This window comes from Acidithiobacillus ferrooxidans ATCC 23270 (assembly GCF_000021485.1).
GTDB lineage: Bacteria > Pseudomonadota > Gammaproteobacteria > Acidithiobacillales > Acidithiobacillaceae > Acidithiobacillus > Acidithiobacillus ferrooxidans.
The window spans coordinates 2,643,157-2,664,080 of sequence record NC_011761.1 but is presented as its reverse complement, the minus strand read 5'-3'; the positions used below and the strand labels follow the sequence as shown (position 1 = coordinate 2,664,080).

General features: G+C 54.5%; 15 protein-coding genes. 3 read left to right on the top strand and 12 right to left on the bottom strand.

What is annotated here, in order from left to right:
- Positions 1-82: 82 nt before the first annotated feature.
- Positions 83-940, bottom strand: a complete 858-nt coding sequence (gene cysQ / locus AFE_RS13640) for a 3'(2'),5'-bisphosphate nucleotidase CysQ (protein WP_009562256.1) — start codon at positions 938-940, stop codon at positions 83-85.
- A gap of 318 nt (positions 941-1,258) precedes the next feature.
- Between cysQ and AFE_RS13635 the strand changes: the two genes are divergently transcribed.
- Positions 1,259-2,485 carry an IS110-like element ISAfe3 family transposase gene (locus tag AFE_RS13635; protein WP_012606582.1) on the top strand — a complete coding sequence of 409 codons (1,227 nt, stop codon included), beginning with the start codon at positions 1,259-1,261 and terminating at the stop codon, positions 2,483-2,485.
- 69 nt (positions 2,486-2,554) lie between these two features.
- Here AFE_RS13635 and cysN read toward each other — a convergent pair whose 3' ends face one another.
- The 11 genes from cysN to AFE_RS13585 form a co-directional block, all read right to left on the bottom strand.
- Positions 2,555-4,369, bottom strand: a complete 1,815-nt coding sequence (cysN, locus tag AFE_RS13630; protein ID WP_012607586.1) for a sulfate adenylyltransferase subunit CysN — start codon at positions 4,367-4,369, stop codon at positions 2,555-2,557.
- Positions 4,369-5,250: a sulfate adenylyltransferase subunit CysD gene (gene cysD, locus AFE_RS13625; protein WP_012537511.1), complete on the bottom strand. Its 882-nt coding sequence runs from the start codon at positions 5,248-5,250 to the stop codon at positions 4,369-4,371. Before cysD ends, cysN begins: the two co-directional genes overlap by 1 nt.
- Before the next feature lie 154 nt (positions 5,251-5,404).
- Positions 5,405-6,220 carry a methyltransferase domain-containing protein gene (locus AFE_RS15860; RefSeq protein ID WP_012607585.1) on the bottom strand — a complete coding sequence of 272 codons (816 nt, stop codon included), beginning with the start codon at positions 6,218-6,220 and terminating at the stop codon, positions 5,405-5,407.
- Complete coding sequence (locus AFE_RS13620; RefSeq protein ID WP_041646639.1) at positions 6,220-7,869, bottom strand: sulfotransferase family 2 domain-containing protein; 1,650 nt, start codon at positions 7,867-7,869, stop codon at positions 6,220-6,222. The genes AFE_RS15860 and AFE_RS13620 overlap by 1 nt, the downstream gene beginning before the upstream one ends.
- A 9-nt stretch (positions 7,870-7,878) precedes the next feature.
- Complete coding sequence (locus AFE_RS15400; RefSeq protein WP_012607583.1) at positions 7,879-13,626, bottom strand: glycosyltransferase; 5,748 nt, start codon at positions 13,624-13,626, stop codon at positions 7,879-7,881.
- A 21-nt stretch (positions 13,627-13,647) separates the two neighbouring features.
- Positions 13,648-14,289 carry a DUF4214 domain-containing protein gene (locus AFE_RS13610; RefSeq protein ID WP_012607581.1) on the bottom strand — a complete coding sequence of 214 codons (642 nt, stop codon included), beginning with the start codon at positions 14,287-14,289 and terminating at the stop codon, positions 13,648-13,650.
- A gap of 51 nt (positions 14,290-14,340) precedes the next feature.
- Positions 14,341-15,090, bottom strand: a complete 750-nt coding sequence (locus AFE_RS13605) for an FkbM family methyltransferase (protein ID WP_012537506.1) — start codon at positions 15,088-15,090, stop codon at positions 14,341-14,343.
- Between the two features lie 91 nt (positions 15,091-15,181).
- Positions 15,182-15,835, bottom strand: coding sequence for an ABC transporter ATP-binding protein (locus AFE_RS13600; RefSeq protein ID WP_012537505.1), 654 nt, complete (start codon positions 15,833-15,835; stop codon positions 15,182-15,184).
- Positions 15,832-16,965: a DUF4214 domain-containing protein gene (locus AFE_RS13595; protein ID WP_012537504.1), complete on the bottom strand. Its 1,134-nt coding sequence runs from the start codon at positions 16,963-16,965 to the stop codon at positions 15,832-15,834. Before AFE_RS13595 ends, AFE_RS13600 begins: the two co-directional genes overlap by 4 nt.
- A gap of 50 nt (positions 16,966-17,015) precedes the next feature.
- On the bottom strand, positions 17,016-18,131 hold the full coding sequence (locus AFE_RS13590; protein ID WP_012537503.1) for a capsule polysaccharide transporter: 1,116 nt from the start codon (positions 18,129-18,131) through the stop codon (positions 17,016-17,018).
- Between the two features lie 20 nt (positions 18,132-18,151).
- Positions 18,152-19,624 (bottom strand): mannose-1-phosphate guanylyltransferase/mannose-6-phosphate isomerase, encoded by a 1,473-nt coding sequence (locus tag AFE_RS13585; RefSeq protein WP_012537502.1) that lies wholly within the window; start codon positions 19,622-19,624, stop codon positions 18,152-18,154.
- A gap of 451 nt (positions 19,625-20,075) precedes the next feature.
- Between AFE_RS13585 and AFE_RS13580 the strand changes: the two genes are divergently transcribed.
- A complete protein-coding gene (locus AFE_RS13580; protein WP_009564008.1) occupies positions 20,076-20,357 on the top strand; it encodes an oxidative damage protection protein in 282 nt (93 codons plus the stop codon).
- Between the two features lie 290 nt (positions 20,358-20,647).
- The gene (locus AFE_RS13575; RefSeq protein ID WP_012537501.1) at positions 20,648-20,878 is read left to right on the top strand and encodes a hypothetical protein; all 231 of its coding nucleotides are present in this window, start codon (positions 20,648-20,650) and stop codon (positions 20,876-20,878) included.
- Positions 20,879-20,924: the final 46 nt, after the last annotated feature.

Below are 20,924 nucleotides of genomic sequence, written 5' to 3'. Positions count from 1 at the left end.
TGCGCAGCCGCCAAGGGCTACGAGGGTCCACACCACGACGATTAGCCGGGATAAGATCCCGGAGTGCGCCCGGCGGAATGGTTCATTGATCAGAAGTCGGTTCATGTTCATACCCTCTCGTGTTTGCCACCGTCCGGCCGTTGCAAAACATGGCGACCGCTGTTTCAACAACAAAATAGGGATTTAATAAATCTTTTTTGTTATATATTAGTTTATGTCCGCCAGCGGCAGCCTCTACTCTACAGCCGCTTTCGGTCGCAATAATCTGGGCCGCCGCCGTATCCCATTCCATGGTTGGCCCCAAGCGGGGATAACAATCCGCATCCCCCTCGGCGACGAGGCAGATCTTGAGCGAACTGCCAATCGAAACGACCTCGAGTTCCCGCGTGGATTTTCGAAGCTCGTCGATATAGACTTCCGTCTCGGGCGATCGATGGGATTTGCTCGCCACCACCGTCAGCTTCTGTTCCCGACTATCATTGACATGCAACGGAAGCTTTTGGGTCCCCTGTACTGCATCTTGGCGCCATGCCCCTGCTCCCTCTTTTGCGTAGTACATGAGATCCAGCGCCGGGGCGTAAACCACACCGAGCACCGGCCTGTTGTTTTCGATCAGCGCGATGTTTACGGTATATTCGCCATTTTTCCGGATGAACTCTTTTGTACCATCCAAGGGATCCACCAGCCAGAAAAAGCCCCAGTGTTTCCGTATCTCATAAGGAATGGCATCACCCTCTTCCGACAAAAACGGAATCTCCGGATAAAGGGCATGAAGGCCATGGAGAATGATCCCATGTGCGGCACGATCGGCATCCGTGAGGGGGGAGGAGTCCTCCTTGTAATCCACCGTAAAATCCCGTTGATAAATTTCCATGATGGCATCGCCGGCTTCTTTGGCGATGGCAATAATTCGTTCCATGTCAATAGTATCAGCGATCACGCAATCACCTCCTGGATTCTGAAAGCCGTCATTCGCCGCACTGCCCATTGCTTTGCAATAACTCTAACGGACATTGCGACTCGCGCCACCCCAGAGGATGAAAGAGAATGGGGGGTGAGGAGATGGCGGATTGAGGTCGAGCAAGTTTTTGGTGATTCCATCCCGACTCTAACGTGACCCGCCAGGCCGACTCGTACCCCGGATTGCCTCCCTTGAGAGCGCACATTAAAAGGGCCGCCTGAGGCTTGCCACAGGCTGGTGATTTCGGCGCTGGCATTCGCCATCTCTCCCTTTGATAGTAATTGGAGAGACGTCGTTATGGAACTGCAATCCCTCTTTCACCGGGTTATCGGACTGGATGTTCATCAGGCCCAGGTCACCGCCTGTGCCATTCTCACGGACCCTGACGGAAACGTTACGATTGAGCGCCGGCAATTTGGTGCTTTTCAGAAGGACCGGAAGGCATTGGCCCTGTGGTGTGCCTCCCATCGGCCCGATACGGTGGTCATGGAGAGCACCGGGATCTACTGGAAGAGTCCCTATGCGGCCCTGGAAAAGGTGGGGATCCAGGCACAGGTCGTGAACGCCAGGCACGTCAAACAGGTCCCCGGTCGCAAGACCGATGTTGGGGATGCAGAGTGGCTCGCCACCCTGGCTCGAGCCGGACTGCTGCGGGGTTCCTTCGTTCCCCCGGCACAACTGCGGGAGCTGCGGCTGATCGCCCGACAGCGGCAAAATCTGGTGGGCATGCTCTCGTCGGAGAAAAACCGCTTGCACAAGGTGCTGACCGATGGCGGAATTCGACTGGGGGTGGTGGTCAGCGATATCCATGGGCAATCGGCCCGGGCCATGATCCAGGCCCTGATTCAGGGGAGTCCCCCGGAGGCCGTACTCCGACTGGCCAGCCGACGGCTCAAAGCCAGCCAGGAGGAGATCCTGGATGCCCTGCAAGGCGAGTTGAGTGCCAGTCACCGCTTTGTCCTGGACGAGACGCTCCGCCATATCGAGTCTCTGGAGGCCCAAATCGCGCGCTTCGATGTCCAACTGCTGGAGGGCTTGAAGCCGCAAAAGAATGCTCTCGAACTCCTGCAGACCTTGCCGGGCATCGATACCGTGGGTGCTGCCTTGCTGCTGGTCGAAATCGGAGACGACATGAGCGTCTTTGGGAGCGCCGATCGACTGGCCTCCTGGACCGGCCTTTGTCCCGGGAACAATGAGTCTGCCGGAAAACGGAAAAGTGGGCGAACCCGCAAGGGCAACCCGTATGTCCGTCGGATCCTCTGCGAATGCGCCCACGCCGCCAGTCGTACCCACTGCGCCCTGCGCTCCAAGTTCCAGAGTCTGGTCGTCCGTAGGGGGCACAAGCGCTCCATCATCGCCCTGGCCCACAAAATGCTGCGCATCATCTACTTCATGCTCTCACACGGCAAGTACTACCGGGATGCCGATACGGACTATGAGGCACTGAGTGTGCAGCGCAATGCTTCTCGCTGGATCAAGAAACTGATCAAATTCGGCTTCCTGCCGCAGCATCAGCCAGCGTAGAGCGTCACTTCGATCCCAATATGGCCACCCGATGGCCAGGGATTGCCGTGCCCATTCCACGGATTTCTTTCACATTAACACCGGCTCCAGCAACGCTTCCGGACTGCTGCCGGGGGTGCTGAGGCGTAGCTCTGGTGTCAGCGGTAGCTCGTAAGGGCTGCTGATGCCGGTAAAGTTGGGAATCTGCCCGGCCCGGGCGCGGGCGTAGATTCCCTTAGGATCGCGTCGCTCACATTCTTCCAGGGGCGTGTCCACGAACACCTCAAGGAACTCCCCTGGGGTGAAGAGGCTGCGGGCGAATTCCCGCTCGGCGCGGTAAGGCGAGATGAAGGACACCAGCACGATCAGACCGGCATCCACCATCAGCCGGGCCACCTCCGCCACACGGCGGATGTTCTCGGCCCGGTCGGCCTCGGCAAAGCCCAGGTCGCGGTTCAGTCCGTGGCGCACATTGTCGCCGTCCAGCACGTAGGTATGGTGCCCTTGGGCGTGCAGGCGCTTTTCCAGCAGATTGGCCAGGGTGGATTTGCCCGACCCGGACAGGCCGGTGAACCACACGCACCGGGGTGGCTGGTGCTTGAGCGCGGCGCGGGCGGCTTTGTTCACGCTGAGTTGCTGCCAGTGCAGGTTGTGATCGCGGCGCAGGGCGAAGTCCAGCATCCCGGCGCCCACGGTGGCGTTGCTCAGGCGGTCGATGAGGATGAAGGCGCCAAGAGGACGGTTTTCGGCATAGGGGGCGAAGGGCAGCGGGCGATCGAGGTTCAGGTGTACCTCGGCGATATCGTTCATCTGTAGCTCGCGCGCGGCTAGTTCCGCCCCACTGTTGGGGTCGATGCGGTGGCGGATGGAGCTCACCGTGGCCGATACGGTACGGTGGTGCAGTTGGAGCCAATAGGGGCGACCGGGGATGAGGGCTTGCTCGTGCAGCCACAGCAGATGGGCATGGAACTGCTCGGCCATCTCCAGTGGAGCATCGACCGCACAGAGCACATCACCGCGGCTGATGTCGCGCTCGTCGGCCAGGGTGATGCATACCGATTCACCGGTTTGGGCTTGGGCCTGCGCCTGCTCGCCAACGAATATCTGCTGGACCGTAGAGCTAACGCCTGAAGGGAGCACACGCACTGCGTCTCCAGGGCGCAGCGTGCCTTGGGCGATGCGCCCGCAATAGCCGCGAAACTCGGCATGGGGCCGTAGCACCAGTTGCACCGGCAGGCGCAGCGGCGGCGTGGCCTCCTCCAGCCCAGCGGGCACGTTCTCCAGCCACTGCAGCAAGGTGGGGCCGCCATACCAGGGGGTGTGGGTGCTGGACTGAGTGAGGTTGTCGCCCGTCAACGCCGAAAGGGGAATGGACTGCACGGCGGTGAGCCCCAGTTCTTGAGCAAAGGCGGCGTATTCGTCGGCAATGGCGCGGAAGGCACTTTCGCTCCAGTCCATCAGGTCCATCTTATTGACGGCCAACACCACTTGCCGCACCCCCATCAGCGCCACGATACGGGTGTGCCTGCGGGTCTGGGTCAGCAGCCCCTTGCGCGCATCCACCAGGACCACGGCCGCATCGGCGGTGGAGGCGCCGGTGGCCATGTTGCGGGTGTATTGCTCATGCCCGGGCGTGTCGGCGACGATGAAGGCGCGCTCGGGCGTGGCGAAGAAACGGTAGGCCACGTCGATGGTAATGCCCTGCTCACGCTCCGCTTGCAAGCCGTCCACCAGCAAGGCCAAATCGGGCGCAGCACCCTGGGTGCCGAAGCGGGCGGAGTCTTTTTCGAGGGCTTGGAATTGGTCGTCGAAGATTTGCTTGGTGTCGAAGAGCAGCCGACCGATGAGGGTACTCTTGCCATCGTCGACACTGCCGCAGGTAAGAAAACGCAAGCGACCGTTCATCAGAAATAGCCCTCCTGCTTCTTGCGTTCCATGGAGCCGGAGCTGTCATGGTCGATCAGCCGCCCGGCGCGCTCGGAGCTGCGTGCGGCCAGGGTTTCGGCGATCACCGCCTCCAGGGTATCGGCATCGCTTTCGACAGCGGCGGTGAGGGGATAGCAGCCCAGGGTGCGGAAGCGCACCCTGCGCATCTCGGGCACCTCGCCCGGCGCCAGCGGCAGACGTTCGTCATCCACCATGATCCATTGGCCATCGCGCTGCACGACTGGGCGCTCCTTGGCCAAGTACAACGGCACAAGGGGTATTCCTTCCTGCGCGATATACTGCCAGATGTCGGCCTCGGTCCAGTTGGACAGGGGGAAGACCCGCAGCGTCTGCCCGGGGTTCAGCCGGGTATTATATAGAGACCAGAGCTCCGGACGCTGGTTTTTCGGCTCCCAGCGGTGACCGGATTCGCGCACGGAAAAGATACGTTCCTTGGCGCGGGACTTTTCCTCGTCACGCCGGGCGCCGCCGAAGATCACGTCGAAGCCGTGCGCATCCAAGACCTGCTTCAACGCTTGGGTCTTCATGATGTCGGTATAGCTGGCCCCGTGATCGAAGGGGTTGATACCCGCCGTCATCGCTTCCTCGTTGCTGTGTACGATCAGTTCCGCCCCCAACTCTCGCGCCATGCGGTCGCGGTGGGCGATCATTTCACGGAACTTCCAGCCGGTGTCCACATGCAGCAACGGAAAGGGCAGCGGACCCGGCGCAAAGGCCTTGCGCGCCAGGTGCAGCATTACCGAGGAATCCTTGCCGATGGAATACAGCATCACCGGCTTGCGCGCCTCGGCTACGGCTTCGCGCAGGATTCCGAGGGATTCGGCTTCGAGCGTATTCATACAGCAGTCACCTTCCACTCGGCAATTTTATCGTGCTTACAAAATATCGTCCTGGAAGAAACATAATAATGCCGTTTCGTCGTTGCCCCATGCCAGTTTTTTAAGCCATATTCCTCAGCGTATAAAACTGAGTCATACAGAAGGCTAGTTTTAGTCATTTACTGATTACCAATCCAATAGATGTTACAACATACTTACTGATCCTAAGTTTAAGGTGTGGATTATGAGAGTATGGAGGAATATCAATATAGTAATCCTCTGGTAAGTCCCCGTGGTCCCAATTAATATGCGCGCGGCAACCAAAACTTCTAACTCTTTCGATAATATCTTCAATTTCTTTTCTGCGAAACAGCACAGTTGGTCCCGTTTCGATAGTGTCTGAATTCGGCGACACATTGAATTCTGTGGTATGTACCGCTACTCCACCAGGTTTCAAACAATTAATAGAGTTAAGAATAAATGTCACCCCTTTTTCTATTGATCCAAGGTGCTCCAAGGAACAAGATGACCACACAAAATCGAATTTTCCTGTGTATCTTTTGGGTATACTGTTCATATTAGCAAACTCAAACTCTACCAGATTTTCAAACTCCCATCCCGGGCATATGCCCAACTTGTTTAGTTTGCCTTTATTATCCGCATGTTGCGAAGTTTTCGTCCATCCCGCTACAGACGAGTTCTGTAAATCTAAATCTGTGGCCAGGATACTAGCGCCAAACGACGCAAAGCAACTTGATAGTGGTTCTTCGCCGACACCAAACCCAAGGCCGATCCTACCTGGAGCAAGCATGTCATGCTCCTTTAGAGCCTGCGCAATAAAACACCACTCCCAGAATTTTCTATGAAGCTTACCAGTTTTCATAAACAATCTGGCCCAATGTTGAAATTCATCGGACAAAAGCGTACGTTTTGTACATAGCATTGAATCCATTTTTTCCCCTTTTTTCAGTAATCCGCTAGGCTCCGCCACTATGTTTCTTCAATTTGTTGGAGCACGATGCCACATAGGTTGATTTCCGTCTGATTGCTCACCCAGAGCCGAATCTCCAAGTCACTCACATCCTGTTCCAAGAAAAACATCCACGGCTTCCCAACAGTGCTATCGACGTATTCATTGAATGGAGTGATTGCCAACGGTTCGTTGTGTATGCCTTTTTTCCCTGCGTCACAAACAATATCGGCATAAGCCCCAGCCAAACCCTGGGGTCCGATACTACCCATCAGGTTAACTCTGTATATACCTCTACTTAGGGTCATGTAAGGCCCATAGCACAAAAATCCCTCCTGACCAGTTGTCTGCAACGTTGTACCAACACGCAACCCGATTTTCGAAGACATTTGCACCGGAAAAATAAGGGTACTCCCTGAATTCTGTTTCTCTACACCGCGATTCGCCGCATGGGAGTCAGGTTCCAAGCCCAAGATCGTCATAACCATTTTCTCATTCACAATGGTGACCGTATTCAATTGAACTTGGTGTTCATCGGGAACCATTAGGCGAAATTCTACACTCGTTGTTTCTTCATCCAAGGCAAAGTCTACGGGTAGAGACCATTCGGTGCCTTTAGCCCCCAAGTCAACCAGCGTTTCTTCGGCATGCAAGACAGCGCCTTTACCACTGCAAACGTCGGCATTACAAGTAACGCCTCGCGTAATCCAAACTCCGTTTGCTACCGCACAATAATGTCCTGGGTCCAGGTCCAGGTACGGGCCGTGGCATAAATAACCTTTAGCTCCGTTACTAACAAGAGCCCGCCCCGCCACAGAACCATTCCGCGTGCTCAAATCCTTAGCTAAGTAGTGCGTCAGGTAGGATCCAAGCCAATACACATTAGAGGACTTTCTTGCCTTGAACCCCCAATCACCAAACTCCCGATTGAACGGCTGAATATTGCAAGAGACACCAATTGTTGGCGCTTGCCGGTTGGCCATTCGTTGAATCTCAGAATAAAGCTCCAAATCCCACTCAGTTAGCTTGCGTATAGCATGGAGCATCTTCTCAGAAATACCGTCCCGCTGTGGCCGAGAACTAGTGACATTAACGGGGCGTAGGGATACATAGTTTATAACATGCAACAATTTGGCAAGTTGCTCAATAAATTGCGGCAAGTCTGCCTGGAAACCCACTAAATCATAGTCAGTGAGCACTGACAGTGCAGCCACCATTTTCTGTTGCCATGACGCATTGCATCGCATAACTACACTACTGAAGTTGTTGACATAGGGATTTGACGCACTTCGCATAAAAGTCTGATTTGTCTCTTCTCCTTCGGAGCGCAGGAACAATTGTGCACCCACCTTTAGTTCCCTAGTATCCTCCGTTAGCTCCACATCTTTATCGATAAAATAAAGCCAGGAAATGAAGCGATCAACGGGGTCGCGCAAAACTGTAACATACTGATAACGCGGATCCAACCCGGTACCGTCAAACCAAATATGGGCACTAATGACAGGATAATGTCCACCATAACGCTGAATCAAATCCCTATGTGCACCAATCAAATTGGGCGTTACTGTGCCAACCCCTAAAGTCCTGCCCATCCAGTCATTAACTGCTTGGCCAGCAGTTTTTTCCAAATGGTGAAATATGAGTCGACCGGAATAGAAAGTATTAACCATATCAATACCTTATTTAAATTTTCTGTGTTTTACATTTTTTTTCGTGGCATATCGCGTTTTCACGATGCTGTCTTTCCGATCTGTCCGATGTGAGGCTTGTGGTACATGCGCGCCGCCACGCGGTTCCTCCGATTCCTTGTCCCGAGCATTTTCTGCAAATGCCACTACTGCTTTAGTTTCGCTAGACCCATCCTCAGCGTGCCCATTCGTCTCCATAGATAGCTTCTGCGCCGAGCCAAGGGCGGTTATCATCGGTGAAAATGGGTGTCCTACCTGCTCTCCGATATCTTTACCTTTCATCACACCCCTAATTCTGGCGTATTCTGCACCAGATTGCTGGTACAGGGCGTCGGCATCGGCAGCATCAACCACATTAGTCTTTTCCCAGACTGCATCCGCTATTTCTGCGGTGTTCATAGTGATCGATTCGCCCGGCGCCTCCTGTGTTAGCTCTTCCCCATATTCCTCCGTCGTCTCTTCGGTATGTAAAGCAGTCACATCCCCTTGAATCGACATTACGACGGTCGCCTCCGTCATTGGCCCCGTTGTATCCGCCGGATCAGGCGATGGGGTGATTTGGATTCCGCTCACTAGCAATTCCGAGGCCGCATCCACCCATACTCGAACCTCTACATCTTCAATGTCGCTATTCAACGTGAAGGTGATCTCCCCAAGCAAACCGGTTCGCCACGCATCCTCCGCTAACGGCTCCCTCGCAAGTTGCAACCTGCCCTGCTGCGCCGCAGCATCCATCCATGATCCGTTCAAACCACCAGGCCCTGTAATGTTACCAAATAGCTCTGCGCGATAGCGTCTGGCAGGCAAGCCAATGTATGGCCCACGCAAAAGGAAACCTGCCTTGCCTTGCGTTAGCAACGTGCGGCCAACCTTCCGCCCTACTTCAGAATGCAGATGTGGATGCGTCGCCTTGTAATAGTGCACGTCTTCAGTAAATTGAACCCTTGGTTTTAGAGAGCATTGCAAAGTGGTTAGTGGGGAAACCACATCCAGTTTATGGATTTCCATCACAGGTGCCCGCACATCGGTTACCTGTTTAACAGGCCTTATATCCGCCCCATCTGGCCCGCCCTTGGTCGCAGGCTCAGTAGCACATGCTTCATCGGGGATTTGTTCGATCTGGATCCCAGTCACATGCAAGTCGGAGCCCGTGTCCACCCACACCCGAACCTCCACATCTTTGGTGTAACGGTTCAAGCTGAAGGTGATTTCTCCCAGCAGAGCGGGGCACTGTGCGTTTGTACCCAACGTAGTTTTCACAAGCTGCAGTTCGCCTTTCTGCGCAGTGGCGTCCATCCACGCCCCATCCAAGCTTCCTGGGCGGTTGACCTGACCGAATACTGCGGCGCGATAGGTCCCGGCAGGCAAACTAATATAGGGGCCATGCACCAGAACACCTGCCTTGCCCAAAGTCCAAAGCGTGCGACCAACTTTCTGCCCTACTTGGCTCGACAAACACGGATGTGTTGCCCAGTAACGGTATACAACGGCGGTTGGGGAAGTGAAATCGGTACCAATGGAGCTGGCGAAAGGCATTTCTGTTGTGGCATTGTTTTGCGAAGTAGCGATTTGGACAGCTCCGTCCTGTTTATGGAGTTCCAACATGGTCACCTGTATATCACTCTCCTGTTCGACATGTACCCGTACTTCCAAGTCGCTGCAGCCATCCGCCAGAATGAAGGGCAGGGTAACTAAAGGCTGCTGTTTGGCTTCCACATAATCACAAGCAAGTATGACTTCTTCCGCGATCTTCATGGTACCACCTTTTATTACCACATCGGCCCTGGCACCTGCCGGACCCCCAAAACCGTGGGTTCCGTGGATAGTGGCAACATACCTGCCCGGTTTCAGGGAAATATATGGCCCATGAAGCAAGTACCCCGCCACTCCCTTGCTCTGGCGGGAGGTGCCGCATATTTCCCCGACCGCGCTGCCTAGGCGCCAGTCCGAGCCCCAGTAGCGGGCAACCAGACGTGGGTCTGTTTGCCGGAACCATTGCCTATACCAATTTCCACCTAGCATAACTTCCATGAGGTTCTGAGTGCTTTTCTGCTGGGTCAGTCTAGGAACAATAAGATGGGCCTGTGTGCCACTACCGCTCTTATGGGCCTGTAGCCAGTGCCTAATGGCTTCCGCCAAGTGCTGTGGCGCATCTCCACTAAAATAGTCGGCATACTCACCTGCCATCTCGCGAAATACGGGAGTGTCCCGTGCCAGGATGGGTAACTTGTGCTGTGCAGCCTCAATTAGGGTCAACCCAAAGCTTTCATCGACCGAAGCGGCAATCAGGCAGGCGCTTGCGGCGTACATATGATCCAGCCTATCACCGCTGATGTCCTGCAGCCAGAACAGGCGGCTTTCCCGCTCTGGGTGGGTTTGTAGGCGTGCAACCATATTCTCTCCCTCCGAGCGATACTTACCTACCAGAACCAGATTGACATCCATACCCTGCCGCCATAGAAGATCAAAAGCGGTCAAAACTTGCCCCAGTTGTTTGCTTGGCTCCAATGTGGTAACGCTGAGAAAACTTGGTCGGGCGCGAACTTTATCGAGAACGTGCCGGTACCTATAGGCTGTGTCTAACTCCTTCATCTTTTGGATGACTTCAAAGCCAATATGGGCCCAGCCGAGGTGCAATGGTGTGCTTCGTTCAGGGCCAAATAAATCTAACCAATGAGAAAATTGATCGGCTACCGCTCGTGAGGTACATATCACTCCATCGGTTATTGCGATAGTCTGTAACCAGCGAAAGTGGGCCGCAGACCTATCCGGGAGGAAATATTGTGGCGCCATGCATGGTAGTAGATCGTAGCACAGGAAAAACACCTGAGCGCCACGATAGCGGATCTCTTCAAAGAATTTTGCCTGCATAGGAACCATTTCAAGCTGAAAATCTAGGCCAAAAAACACATCCCCAGGCCAGACCTCCATCACATCGTCCTGCAGGTCACCATCGGGATATCCTAGAAAACGCATGGTGGCGCGCCGCGCGTAACGGTAGCCATGTTCGGCTGTGATATACACCGGTTCTACCCGCAAATCGGGTGGGGGATGATTCAGCAGCTCCTGTAATACCAACCTGGTGGCGCCATAGTCCCACTCACTATCGACGCCGCCTTGCACAAGGCTTGACACATCCACGAGTAACTGTTTTTGGGCAGGTCGGGGCGGGGGAAAAAGCTGCACAGAGCGTTCAGCAACCTGTGTAATATCTTGAACATTTTCGGGCATACCGAGCTGTCGGACGGCTTTGATGATGCCCGATGCGCCCGATTCCGCGCGAAGGTAAAACTCCTCAATGGCCTGTGCGTATTGGTCAGCGCAGCGTCGGGGGTTGTGGTATGCTCGAACGTGCTGCGCTGCCCGCTGACCCAAAGCTTGACGCGCAGGTTTGTTCTTGCGCAGAAAATCAAGTGCGTCAACGAGATGCTGGGTGGAAAACTCATCAGGAAGCACATGCACCACGTCCGCTGGCAAGTCTGTCATCGAACCATTGGCGTTTACTATGGTAGCCACACTGTGATTCATGCAGTCTAACGCCGTGCCGGAAGTCTCCCCCCTCGATAGGGTACGTAATTGCACAGCAAGATCGGCCGCAGCTAGATAGCGACGATAGGTAGCCGCATCAGCCCAACCAGTCACATGCACCCGCCCACGCAACCCCGGCGCCTTTAGTACCTGCCGGATTTGCTCGCCGTAGTCATCCATCGGTAGAAAACCGATGAACACTAGCTTGCAGCGTTTGTCTTTTGCCAGACTGGACGCCTGCCACGCTTCGAGCAAGCGATGGTTAAGTTTGCTTTTTCCCATGAGGCCGAAACTACAGACTAGAACGTCGCGGTCATCTAGGCCTAACTCATCGCGCGCCTCCTGGCGTCGGTTATCCACAACTGGCACGCGCAAAAGGGGAACCAAGGCCCAGTCATCCGCCCAGCCCGGCCCATACCACTGCATGGCTAGCCGACGGGAAAAATCCGAATGGCAGATAACGCCTTGGGCACGTTGCAAAACGTCTAGGTTGCAGGGGTATCGGAAAATCACTGCGGCGGTGTCTGTCTCTGAGTAGCGTTCGCAAACCGCCTGCCAGCCATGGGAACGTTGCAAGGCCTGCGCCCAAATCCCCGGCATGATTCCGTGTAAATCCATATGCACCAAAGCACCACTGAGGAAAAAATCGTGCAGCACTACCACACCAGGATGTTTTTCCAGCAGGCCGAACATGTGTTGGTGAAATTGCGAGTTACCGAATTGATAGAGGATGCGGTCATATTCGCCAGCATGCTGGTCAAACCACGCAGCCATGCGCTGAGCGGCATTAGCCAGAACCCAAGGATCAGTCACCGGCTCTTGCTGGGCAACGATGACATCAATGACATAGTAGCGGGACAATTCTGGCAACAATTCAGCACTGTAGTCAGCAATACCAGTTTGTGCAGGAGGCAACGGCGAGACATAGGCTAGTCGCAGTCGCTTGCGAGGTATTTTCGCCAGTGGCGGTGTAGCCGCCCGACTGGATTTAGCCATGCTGACCCGCGTTTCCATTGCCTGTAACGCACGTTGGGCGCTAGCGTCCCATGAAAACTTTTTAGCCTGCTGCAACCCGTGCGCCTTAAGTCTTTGGAGAAACGCATCATTCGTCAGAGCGCGCTCCATAGCATCTACGATAGCGTGCTCATCCTTGGGATCGAATAGAGCCTCGTCCAGCCCGACCACCTCAGGCAAACTGCTGCAATTGGAGGCCAACGTTGGCGCACCACAGGCCATAGCTTCCAACACCGGCAACCCAAAACCTTCGTGCCACGATGGAAAAACGAACAGGCGACACAGATTATAGAGCGCCAGGAGATCATCGCTTGGGATAAAACCAGTGAACACCAATTCCCCAGCACCCAAGCCACATTTTTGCGCGAGCTTTTCCAGACGGTTCCGATCATGATCCAGAATCGAACAGACAATAGCCAATTGATGGCCACGGCGAATCTCGTTAGACAGTTTTGCATATGCACTAATTAGTGCTTCGATGTTCTTCCGATAGTCTATTCCACCGGTATACATGACGAATGGCCGGGTCAGATAGTATCGCTCCATTATGTGCCGCCGTTCCTCCAGAGAAAACGACAACGGACGGTAATAGCCATCTATTGAGCAGGAAATATTGACCGCTTGTCCGTCTTCAACATCTAGGTATTTTATAGCCTCCTGACGAGAAGACTCGGATATAGCAAGCAAGATATCAGCCCGTCGAAGATGGTCAAGGCGAGCATGATACCAAGCCGAAACACTAGGGTTCTCTAGATAAGGTTTGGGATGAATTAAGAGAATTAGGTCGTAAAGAATAACAGCAACCGCATATTTGCCTTGGCTATTAACGCTGGTAATGGCATCTTCATGAAAACCTTCGAATAGGCTGCTAACCAACAGAATATCCGGATCAATTTGCAACATGAACGATTCATAAAGTTTTTCAGATGCTTGACGCCTCCATCGGTTGTCTGCATCAATAGCGCGCGAGGGATATAATCCGTATAAAATTCTGAAATTATCGGTTGGAATCAGGCCATTGAAAGCCTGGCGTATTGGATCTATCGTGTCAGGAAACGCACCATTTAGCATGATGAGAATTTCATGCTCCCCACCTTGTCTAGCGATTGCCAGAGCCAGAGATAGGGAATAACGCCCGATACCGCGATTTCGGCTCCCAGGTGTTTGTGCGCCTTGCAAGTCGATGACGATTCTCATATATTTTTTCCTGAATGATTTTTACGCGGAAAGTTGCCATAAAAGTTGGTGATATATACTGCGAGCGGTCCAAGGTAGTTCATGCGCGGGTATGAACGGACGGGCGGCAGGGTTCAAGGTCTGCTCCAGTGGGGGCGTCGCTGCGGAGGGGGACACTTGTGGCGCAAGAGACTCCCCACTCTCATGTAAGTCCGTACGCAGCCTTTCCATTTCCGCCTGCAATTCATTGAGTCGCTGGTCTAATTCCTTCGGCACAGTAGTAATGATTGCCGATTGAACGTATGCAGTTGCCCGTTGCTCCCAATGGAATGTATTGTCTGCCACACTACGCGGCTCTAACCGGCGCAGAAAATGCCAGCGCCACCGACCTAGGGGCAGTTTTTTGAGGAGTAGATAACGACGTGTGAGGGCATCCAATTCTTGACAAGGGGCGGCGCGCGCTCGTGCTATTCCCTCGTCGGAGCTGCGCATCTCGACCACAATCTGTGTCCTGCTTATTTTTTTATTGAGGCGCAAGGCATAATGCAGGAGTCCAAATGGGTCCGGATCACGACCCAAAAGTATGCAAAACACCTGGGGTAAAAATTCTTCATGTGGTAATGCCAGAATCTGATGAAGATCGATCTCTGTATGGCTTTCTTTGGTGATAGATTGCGCTTTCATGTGCGATCCTTAATAATCCATAAATGATATAAGCATGCATACAGTTGTTTGTCAGTCCCTCGTTAAGGGTGGAGCTGACAGCTTTCCTTGGACGTAATGGCAAAATGGAGCACTGGCTAGGCCGCTCAATGCAAAGTCATCGAAGACACAGGGGCCGTGACCGAAATGGGGTTGCAGATCAGGATGGGCATCGCTGAGATAAAAGCGATTAAGTCCGTCAAAATATACTAATTGATAGCCTCGGCGCAGGATCAATGTCTCCCATACCATGTGACTGAGCGTTTCGGTCAGTGGCAGAGTGCTTTCCACAGTAACGATCCAAGGTCGAGCCTTGCTACGGTTCCAACCACGCAATGCTCCTTCTTCAGCCCCCTCCACATCAATCTTGAGCCAGTGAATGTCTTTGCCCTTCGTTCGTCGAAAGACCGAGGCTAGCGTATACAGAGGCACTGCGATGGTGTGTACCGTGAAACCCCGCTGCGCATGGTCTTTAGCGATGGTGGCATCCACTGTAGATAATCCTGTTTCCGGAATTTCATAAAAAGAGACTTCCCCTCTATGTTTCCCCAATGCGGCTTGAATCACCGTTTCGTCCGGTCGATCCTCTTGCAACAGTCTTGCGTAGGCAGGTACCGGCTCCACATGTACGCCACGCCAACCCATTTCATAAAATGCTCGGCTGACAGAATCGATGCGGGGATGCTGTGCACCGATATCAATATAGAATCCCCGATCCACATGCTGCAACGCACGACGCAGTATCACGTCCTCAAAATTTTGGGCATAGGATACCCAGGTCATTGGCCCACCCTGTCCCGATGAATGAGCTGGAGAAAGTCCTTCCATAGGGGGAAAATATTTGCCGCTAATGATTTCCGTTCAATAAACATGGTCAGAGCGCCTCGTACGCAGCAATGGCAGAATCCACGCTTTCATGTACCGTCAGATGGCCATTTTCCAATACGGCGGCATGATCACAGTGGGTCCGGATAATATTTGTCTGATGGGAGACGATGATCATGGCGCGATCGCCACGATTTTCAAATAATTCTACATTACATTTCTGGAGGAACCGGTGATCACCAACGGCCAGCGCCTCATCGATGAGAAAACAATCAAACTCCACAGATATGGAGATAGCAAAGGCTAGTCGTGCCGACATGCCAGATGAATAAGATTTAACCGGTTCCCACAGATAACTACCAAGCTCTGCGAAGTTTTCCACCATAGTTATGGTTTTATCAAAATCCACCCCGTAAGCTCGGCAAATGAGGCGGGTATTGTCCCGCCCCGTGAGGCTGCCCTGAAAAGCTCCACCAAAAGCCAAGGGCCAGGATACGGTCATGTTTCTGACGATATTGCCGGTATTAGGCCTTTCTGCACCACTGATGAGTCGGATAAGCGTCGATTTACCCGCCCCGTTCCGCCCGAGGATGCCCCATTTTTGGCCCTTCCCTACACGCAAATTTATCCTATCCAAAATGGTCCGTTGCGCATGGCCATGATAGATAGGGTAGGTCTTGGTCACTTCACAAAGCTCAATCATGTCGCTTCTACTTTACGAATGGCATAGGTCATCATGGCTAAACCGAAGAGCGTCAATGCCAGGTTGCAGATAATGGTGTACCCCAGGTGGTAATAACAGGGGAATGAGTCTCCGTAGTACCCATATCGGAAAAACTCCACACAATCCGCCAGAGGAAAAAGCAAAAGATAATTCCGCATGGGTTCGGGAACAATATAAGCGGGGAAAAAGCCGCCAGAAAACGGCAGCATGAGATACAAGATAATGTGGGACACTTTTTCCACCACCTCGCTGACTTCCGACAGTCCGCCCATCGTCAAGACGAAGCCGAAGGCGAACCAGGCCACCATGAGCCAGCCCATGACCATGTCGAAGAGATTGGCAGGGAAATGGGATATGCCCACCGCTACAAAAAGTATGAATATCACCAAGAAGGAACCTGTTGCGCTCGCGAACTCCAGCAATATCCTGGAGTAGAAAAAATCCTGTGCCCGAATGGGGCGGTGATGCAAAAGTGCTTGATTCACTTCAATAGCCTTTGTCACCCTATTCGCGGTGTTACGCCAGAGCAAAACGGTCGGATAACTGACCACCGCAAAAGCGGCCACCGTTCCGGCTGGAACGGACCTGGGTTCGATGTAGCTCCATAAAAGTGTGATACCAACGATAAACAGCAGTGGTTCGGCGAAAAACCACAACATCCCCAGATTCTCTCGTCCATAACGGGTAACCGTCTCGCGTAGAATAAGCGCCCAGATCACCCTTCGTTGGATGGCAATGCCTTCCCAGAACGTGGGTTCCTTCTGGTGCCAACGAGGCCCGGCCTGTTCGCCGGGTTTTGTCGTTTTGTTTAGCGTGGGCAAAAACAGCCACCGCCATTTGCCCAAAGGCAGTTGTTTGAGAAACCGATAGCGCGGGACCAACGCATTCAGTTCCGGTACCGAAAGGACATCCGCCCGTTTTTGCCCTTCGGCAGAAGTCCGAAATTCGAGCAGTACCCGTGTTCTGCTGATCCCCTGCTGCAGGCGGTTGGTATAAAAATGCAGGCCATCCGGGTCGGGATCGCGACCCAGAAGTGCGCGAAATACTTCTAGCAGAAACTCGTTATCGGGCAACGCGAGAATGCGCTGGATATCAAGCTGTTCTGGCATGATGCGCCTCGCCTGTGCATGTCGAATACAAGGGCTTTGCCATATGGTGCTTAGTCATGGTGTTCTCGCACGCCGGCGACCAGTATGCTCAGCACCCCCCACACCACCAACGCCAGGGCCAATACGCCCAGGATATCGCGTACGCGGTGCGGCTCTTGGGGTGCATCGGGCAGATTGGGCCTGGAGATGGGTTCCAGGTAGAGTTGCTGCTTCTGTGCCTCCACCTTGGCCTGTTCCAGCGAGGTGACCGCCGCCTCCAGGATCTTTGTCGCCAACGCCTGAGCGAGGGACAGCCGCACATAGGCCGGATCCTTACTGGCCAGGGAGCTTTTTCCGCCGACTACCTTGGCTTTTTCCTTGTCCACTTCAGACACCAGCGCCGCGATACCACTGCGCAGCACGGGGATCTGCGGGTTTTGTGGCGCGTGTTGAAGAATGGCGGCGAGTTGCGCTTTTTCAGAGATGACCTGGGTCTGGAGCTGGGATATGAGCTGGAGCTGTAGCGCCGACTGGGGATCGGGGCTGAATACCGCATGCTGATTCCGGTATGCGGCGAGCGCGACGGTGGCCTGATTTACCCGCACCTCGGCCTTGTTTACATCTTGCTGGGCATAGCTGACCGCGTTTTCCCTGGCTTGATCATTCATCTGGTTGATCAGCGCTTCGCTTTTTTGCAGGAGGAAGGCGTTGATCTTTTGGGCATCCGCGGCGCTGTAGGCGCGCACCTTGAGTTTGGTGATGCCGCTGGTGTTGTCCAGGTTGTCGGTGACCATGGACTGGTAATAGCGCAGCAGTTTCACGTAGCTGCTGGAGGGGTAAAAGAGACCGCCAAAACGGCCGAAGATGTCGATCCCGCTATTGCCATACACCTCTTTCAGGTTGTAGGCGCGGTTTACCGCCATCATGGCGTCCCAGGATTCGATGTAGTCGTGGACAGAGTAGGTGCCGGTCATGGAGCTGCTGCCCGACAGACCGCTGAGCAGGCTGCTGAGACCGGAACTGCTCATATGTTGGCTGGGGCTGTATACGATGAAGCGGGACTCGGAGATATAAACCGGCGAGGCGATGATCCCGAAATAGAGAATTGCTACCGCGGTGGGTAGAACCACCACATAGATAAAGAGTTTGTTCAGATTTCTGATCCGGGTCCAGAGGGCCTTGAGCACGCAGCGTTCCTTTTGCGGGTTTAACCGGTGATGGACATTCCGGGAGATTCTGGCGCTTTTTTCGGGGCGCGACCATAAATATCGTCGAACCGTACAATATCGTCCTCCCCCAGATAAGCCCCGCTCTGTACTTCGATCAGCACCAGGTCGATCATGCCGGGGTTTTCCAGGCGATGGCAATGACCAGCCGGGATATAGGTGGATTCGTTGGTTAGAATCAACTTTTCGGTATCGCCGTTGACGATTCTGGCGGTGCCGCTCACCACGATCCAGTGTTCGCTGCGATGATGGTGCATCTGCAACGAGAGCTTTTCACCGGGCTTGACGACAATCCGCTTGATCTTGAAACGGTCGCCCTCTTCCAGCGTGGTGTAGGTGCCCCAGGGGCGGTGGACGGTGGTGTGAATATCCACGCTATCGTGCTTGCGGGCTTTGAGGCGTTCGACGATGGTTTTGACTTCCTGATCCCGGCGCCGGTCGGCGATCAATAGCGCATCCGGGGTGTCTATGATGAGCACATCGCGCAGACCGAGTACGGCGGTCAGCCGGTCCGGGCTATGCACGACGCAGCGCTGCGCATCGATGAAGAGGCTGTCGTGGGCGTGGATCTGGTTGCCGTTTTCGTCTTCCCGCATCAGCGCGCTGTAACCGGTCCAGGCGCCGAGGTCGTTCCAGTCGAAGTCGGCGCGCACCACCGCCACGTTGGCGGCCTTTTCCATGACGGCGTAGTCGATGGAGATGTCCGGGGCTGCAGCAAATTCCTCACCAAGCTCCCAGGTGTCACCGTTGCGCGTGGCGGAGGCTGTCGCGGCGCTGGCGGCGGCGAGGATGGCGGGGGCATGGTCCTTCAGCGCCGTCAGCAGGCTGCCCGCCTGCATGCAGAACATGCCGGAGTTCCACAGGTAGTCGCCGCTGGTGAGATAGTCTCGGGCGGTTGCGGCATTGGGTTTTTCGACGAAGCGCACGACCTGGCGCCCCGCGCCCAGTGACTCGCCCGCCTGAATGTAGCCGTAGCCGGTTTCCGGCGCGGTGGGGGTCACGCCAAAGGTGACGAGGTAACCTTGCCCGGCCAGGGCCGCCGCGCTCCGTACGGCGGCGCCGAAGCGCGCTTCGTCCGCGATGAGATGGTCCGCCGGGAGGAAGAGGAGAACCGCGTCATCCCCCTCCATCTCGCGCGCCCAGAGGGCCGCTGCGGCCATGGCGGGGGTGGTGTTGCGGCCCTCCGGCTCCAGCAGGTAGTGTGCGTCCGGTATCTTGCAATGGCGGGTTTTGGCGCAGGCGGCATAGGTGTCGCGCGTCAGAAAATAGTAGTCGCGGTTGGTGACCGTGAGGATGGGGCCTTCGGCTCCCAGGTTGATGATGCGATGCAGGGTTTTTTGAATGAGGTTTTCGCCGTCTGGCAACGCGACGAAAGGTTTGGGAAAGGATTTGCGGGAGAGCGGCCACAGGCGGGAACCCGTACCGCCGGACAAAATCACAGGCACTAAACTCATGGATAATCCCCTTTTTGTCTGCCCCAATTTTGCGGATGGTTTCAAGTATGAAACATACCACGGCCATAATGCAAGTTAATGATGCAAGTTTATGATGTAGTAAAACGCACGCCGAGACTTCAGGGAGCCTTGTGTGGGCCGATTCACGCTCCATCCGGCATTCCCACTATATTAGCAAGTAGTTACAAGTTTTGTACCGTGGGTGACATCCTTTCTGGCTGGCGGTTGGTTCGCTGAACGAACCGGCTTTTTCGCCCTGGTGCGTTGGGTTGTTTTATAGAGTAGATTTATTGCCATGTTGCGCGCGAGGAGCGGCGTTTACTCGCGGTTTGCCAGCTTTTATATGCGCTGCTGCTGCGGCCATGCCGTGCGGCTTATTCCTGAGCGACAAGTTCAGGTAATATAGGGGGCACCATGTCATCCACCCCGGAATCATCGAGGAATTGCCGTCATGTCACGAATGGTACAGTGCGTAAAACTTGGCCATGAGGCCGAAGGTCTTGATCGTCCGCCTTATCCTGGCGCCCTTGGCGCGCGAATTTATCAGGAAGTCTCCAAGGAGGCCTGGCAGGGCTGGCTGAAACACCAAACCATGCTCATCAACGAATACCGTCTTTCTCCCATCGATCCCAAGTCGCGAACATTTCTGGAAAAACAGATGGAAGCCTATTTCTTTGGCGATGGTGCCCAATCGCCGGAAGGCTACGTGCCGCCGGCACCGCAGGACTCCTGAAGGGCGCCTCCGCAGCGCGCCGCAATTCATTTCGGCTCTGACGTCGTTCTCGGACGACAGGGCCAAGGCACGCCGGAGCATCTGATTATTAGAAAATCGTCATAAAACCGTCATGTTCTGTCGCCGGGAGGTGACGTAATATTGCCTTCGCGATACTCCGCTTCCCCCTGTTTTGGCTGAAAAACATGCACATAGCTATATGGCATGACTTATGCTTATGCCTGATTGCCGTCGAAAGACGGCACCGCTGAATGCGGGAACTGGAACCACCTTTTGAGGAGAGATTACCCATGAAAAAGATTATTGCCCTGACGGCTGCCCTGTCCTTCCTGACGGCCACTGCAGCTTTTGCCACCGAAGTCCCTGCCGCTGCCGCGAAGGCCCCGGAAAAGACCATGGCGCATAAAGCCCCTGAGCATAAGGTGGTGGAAAAGAAGGCGACGCACAAGAAGGTCGTAAAGAAGGCTCCTGCGCACAAGGTGATGGAGAAGAAGGCGGTGGCGAAGAAGCCTGCGGCCTGAGGATTGATCGGGTTGCGCCTCTGCGGCGTGACTTGTTGAGTTCTGA

What these genes read in the sequence shown, in the direction of transcription:
- AFE_RS13580 (WP_009564008.1), top strand. Translation starts at nt 20,076, where the DNA reads ATGTCACGAATGGTACAGTGCGTAAAACTTGGCCATGAGGCCGAAGGT.
- AFE_RS13610 (WP_012607581.1), bottom strand. Translation starts at nt 14,289, where the DNA reads ATGAAAGCGCAATCTATCACCAAAGAAAGCCATACAGAGATCGATCTT.
- cysN (WP_012607586.1), bottom strand. Translation starts at nt 4,369, where the DNA reads ATGAACGGTCGCTTGCGTTTTCTTACCTGCGGCAGTGTCGACGATGGC.
- AFE_RS13585 (WP_012537502.1), bottom strand. Translation starts at nt 19,624, where the DNA reads ATGAGTTTAGTGCCTGTGATTTTGTCCGGCGGTACGGGTTCCCGCCTG.
- AFE_RS13600 (WP_012537505.1), bottom strand. Translation starts at nt 15,835, where the DNA reads ATGATTGAGCTTTGTGAAGTGACCAAGACCTACCCTATCTATCATGGC.
- cysD (WP_012537511.1), bottom strand. Translation starts at nt 5,250, where the DNA reads ATGAATACGCTCGAAGCCGAATCCCTCGGAATCCTGCGCGAAGCCGTA.
- AFE_RS13605 (WP_012537506.1), bottom strand. Translation starts at nt 15,090, where the DNA reads ATGACCTGGGTATCCTATGCCCAAAATTTTGAGGACGTGATACTGCGT.
- AFE_RS13620 (WP_041646639.1), bottom strand. Translation starts at nt 7,869, where the DNA reads ATGGTTAATACTTTCTATTCCGGTCGACTCATATTTCACCATTTGGAA.
- AFE_RS15400 (WP_012607583.1), bottom strand. Translation starts at nt 13,626, where the DNA reads ATGAGAATCGTCATCGACTTGCAAGGCGCACAAACACCTGGGAGCCGA.
- AFE_RS13635 (WP_012606582.1), top strand. Translation starts at nt 1,259, where the DNA reads ATGGAACTGCAATCCCTCTTTCACCGGGTTATCGGACTGGATGTTCAT.
- AFE_RS13575 (WP_012537501.1), top strand. Translation starts at nt 20,648, where the DNA reads ATGAAAAAGATTATTGCCCTGACGGCTGCCCTGTCCTTCCTGACGGCC.
- AFE_RS13595 (WP_012537504.1), bottom strand. Translation starts at nt 16,965, where the DNA reads ATGCCAGAACAGCTTGATATCCAGCGCATTCTCGCGTTGCCCGATAAC.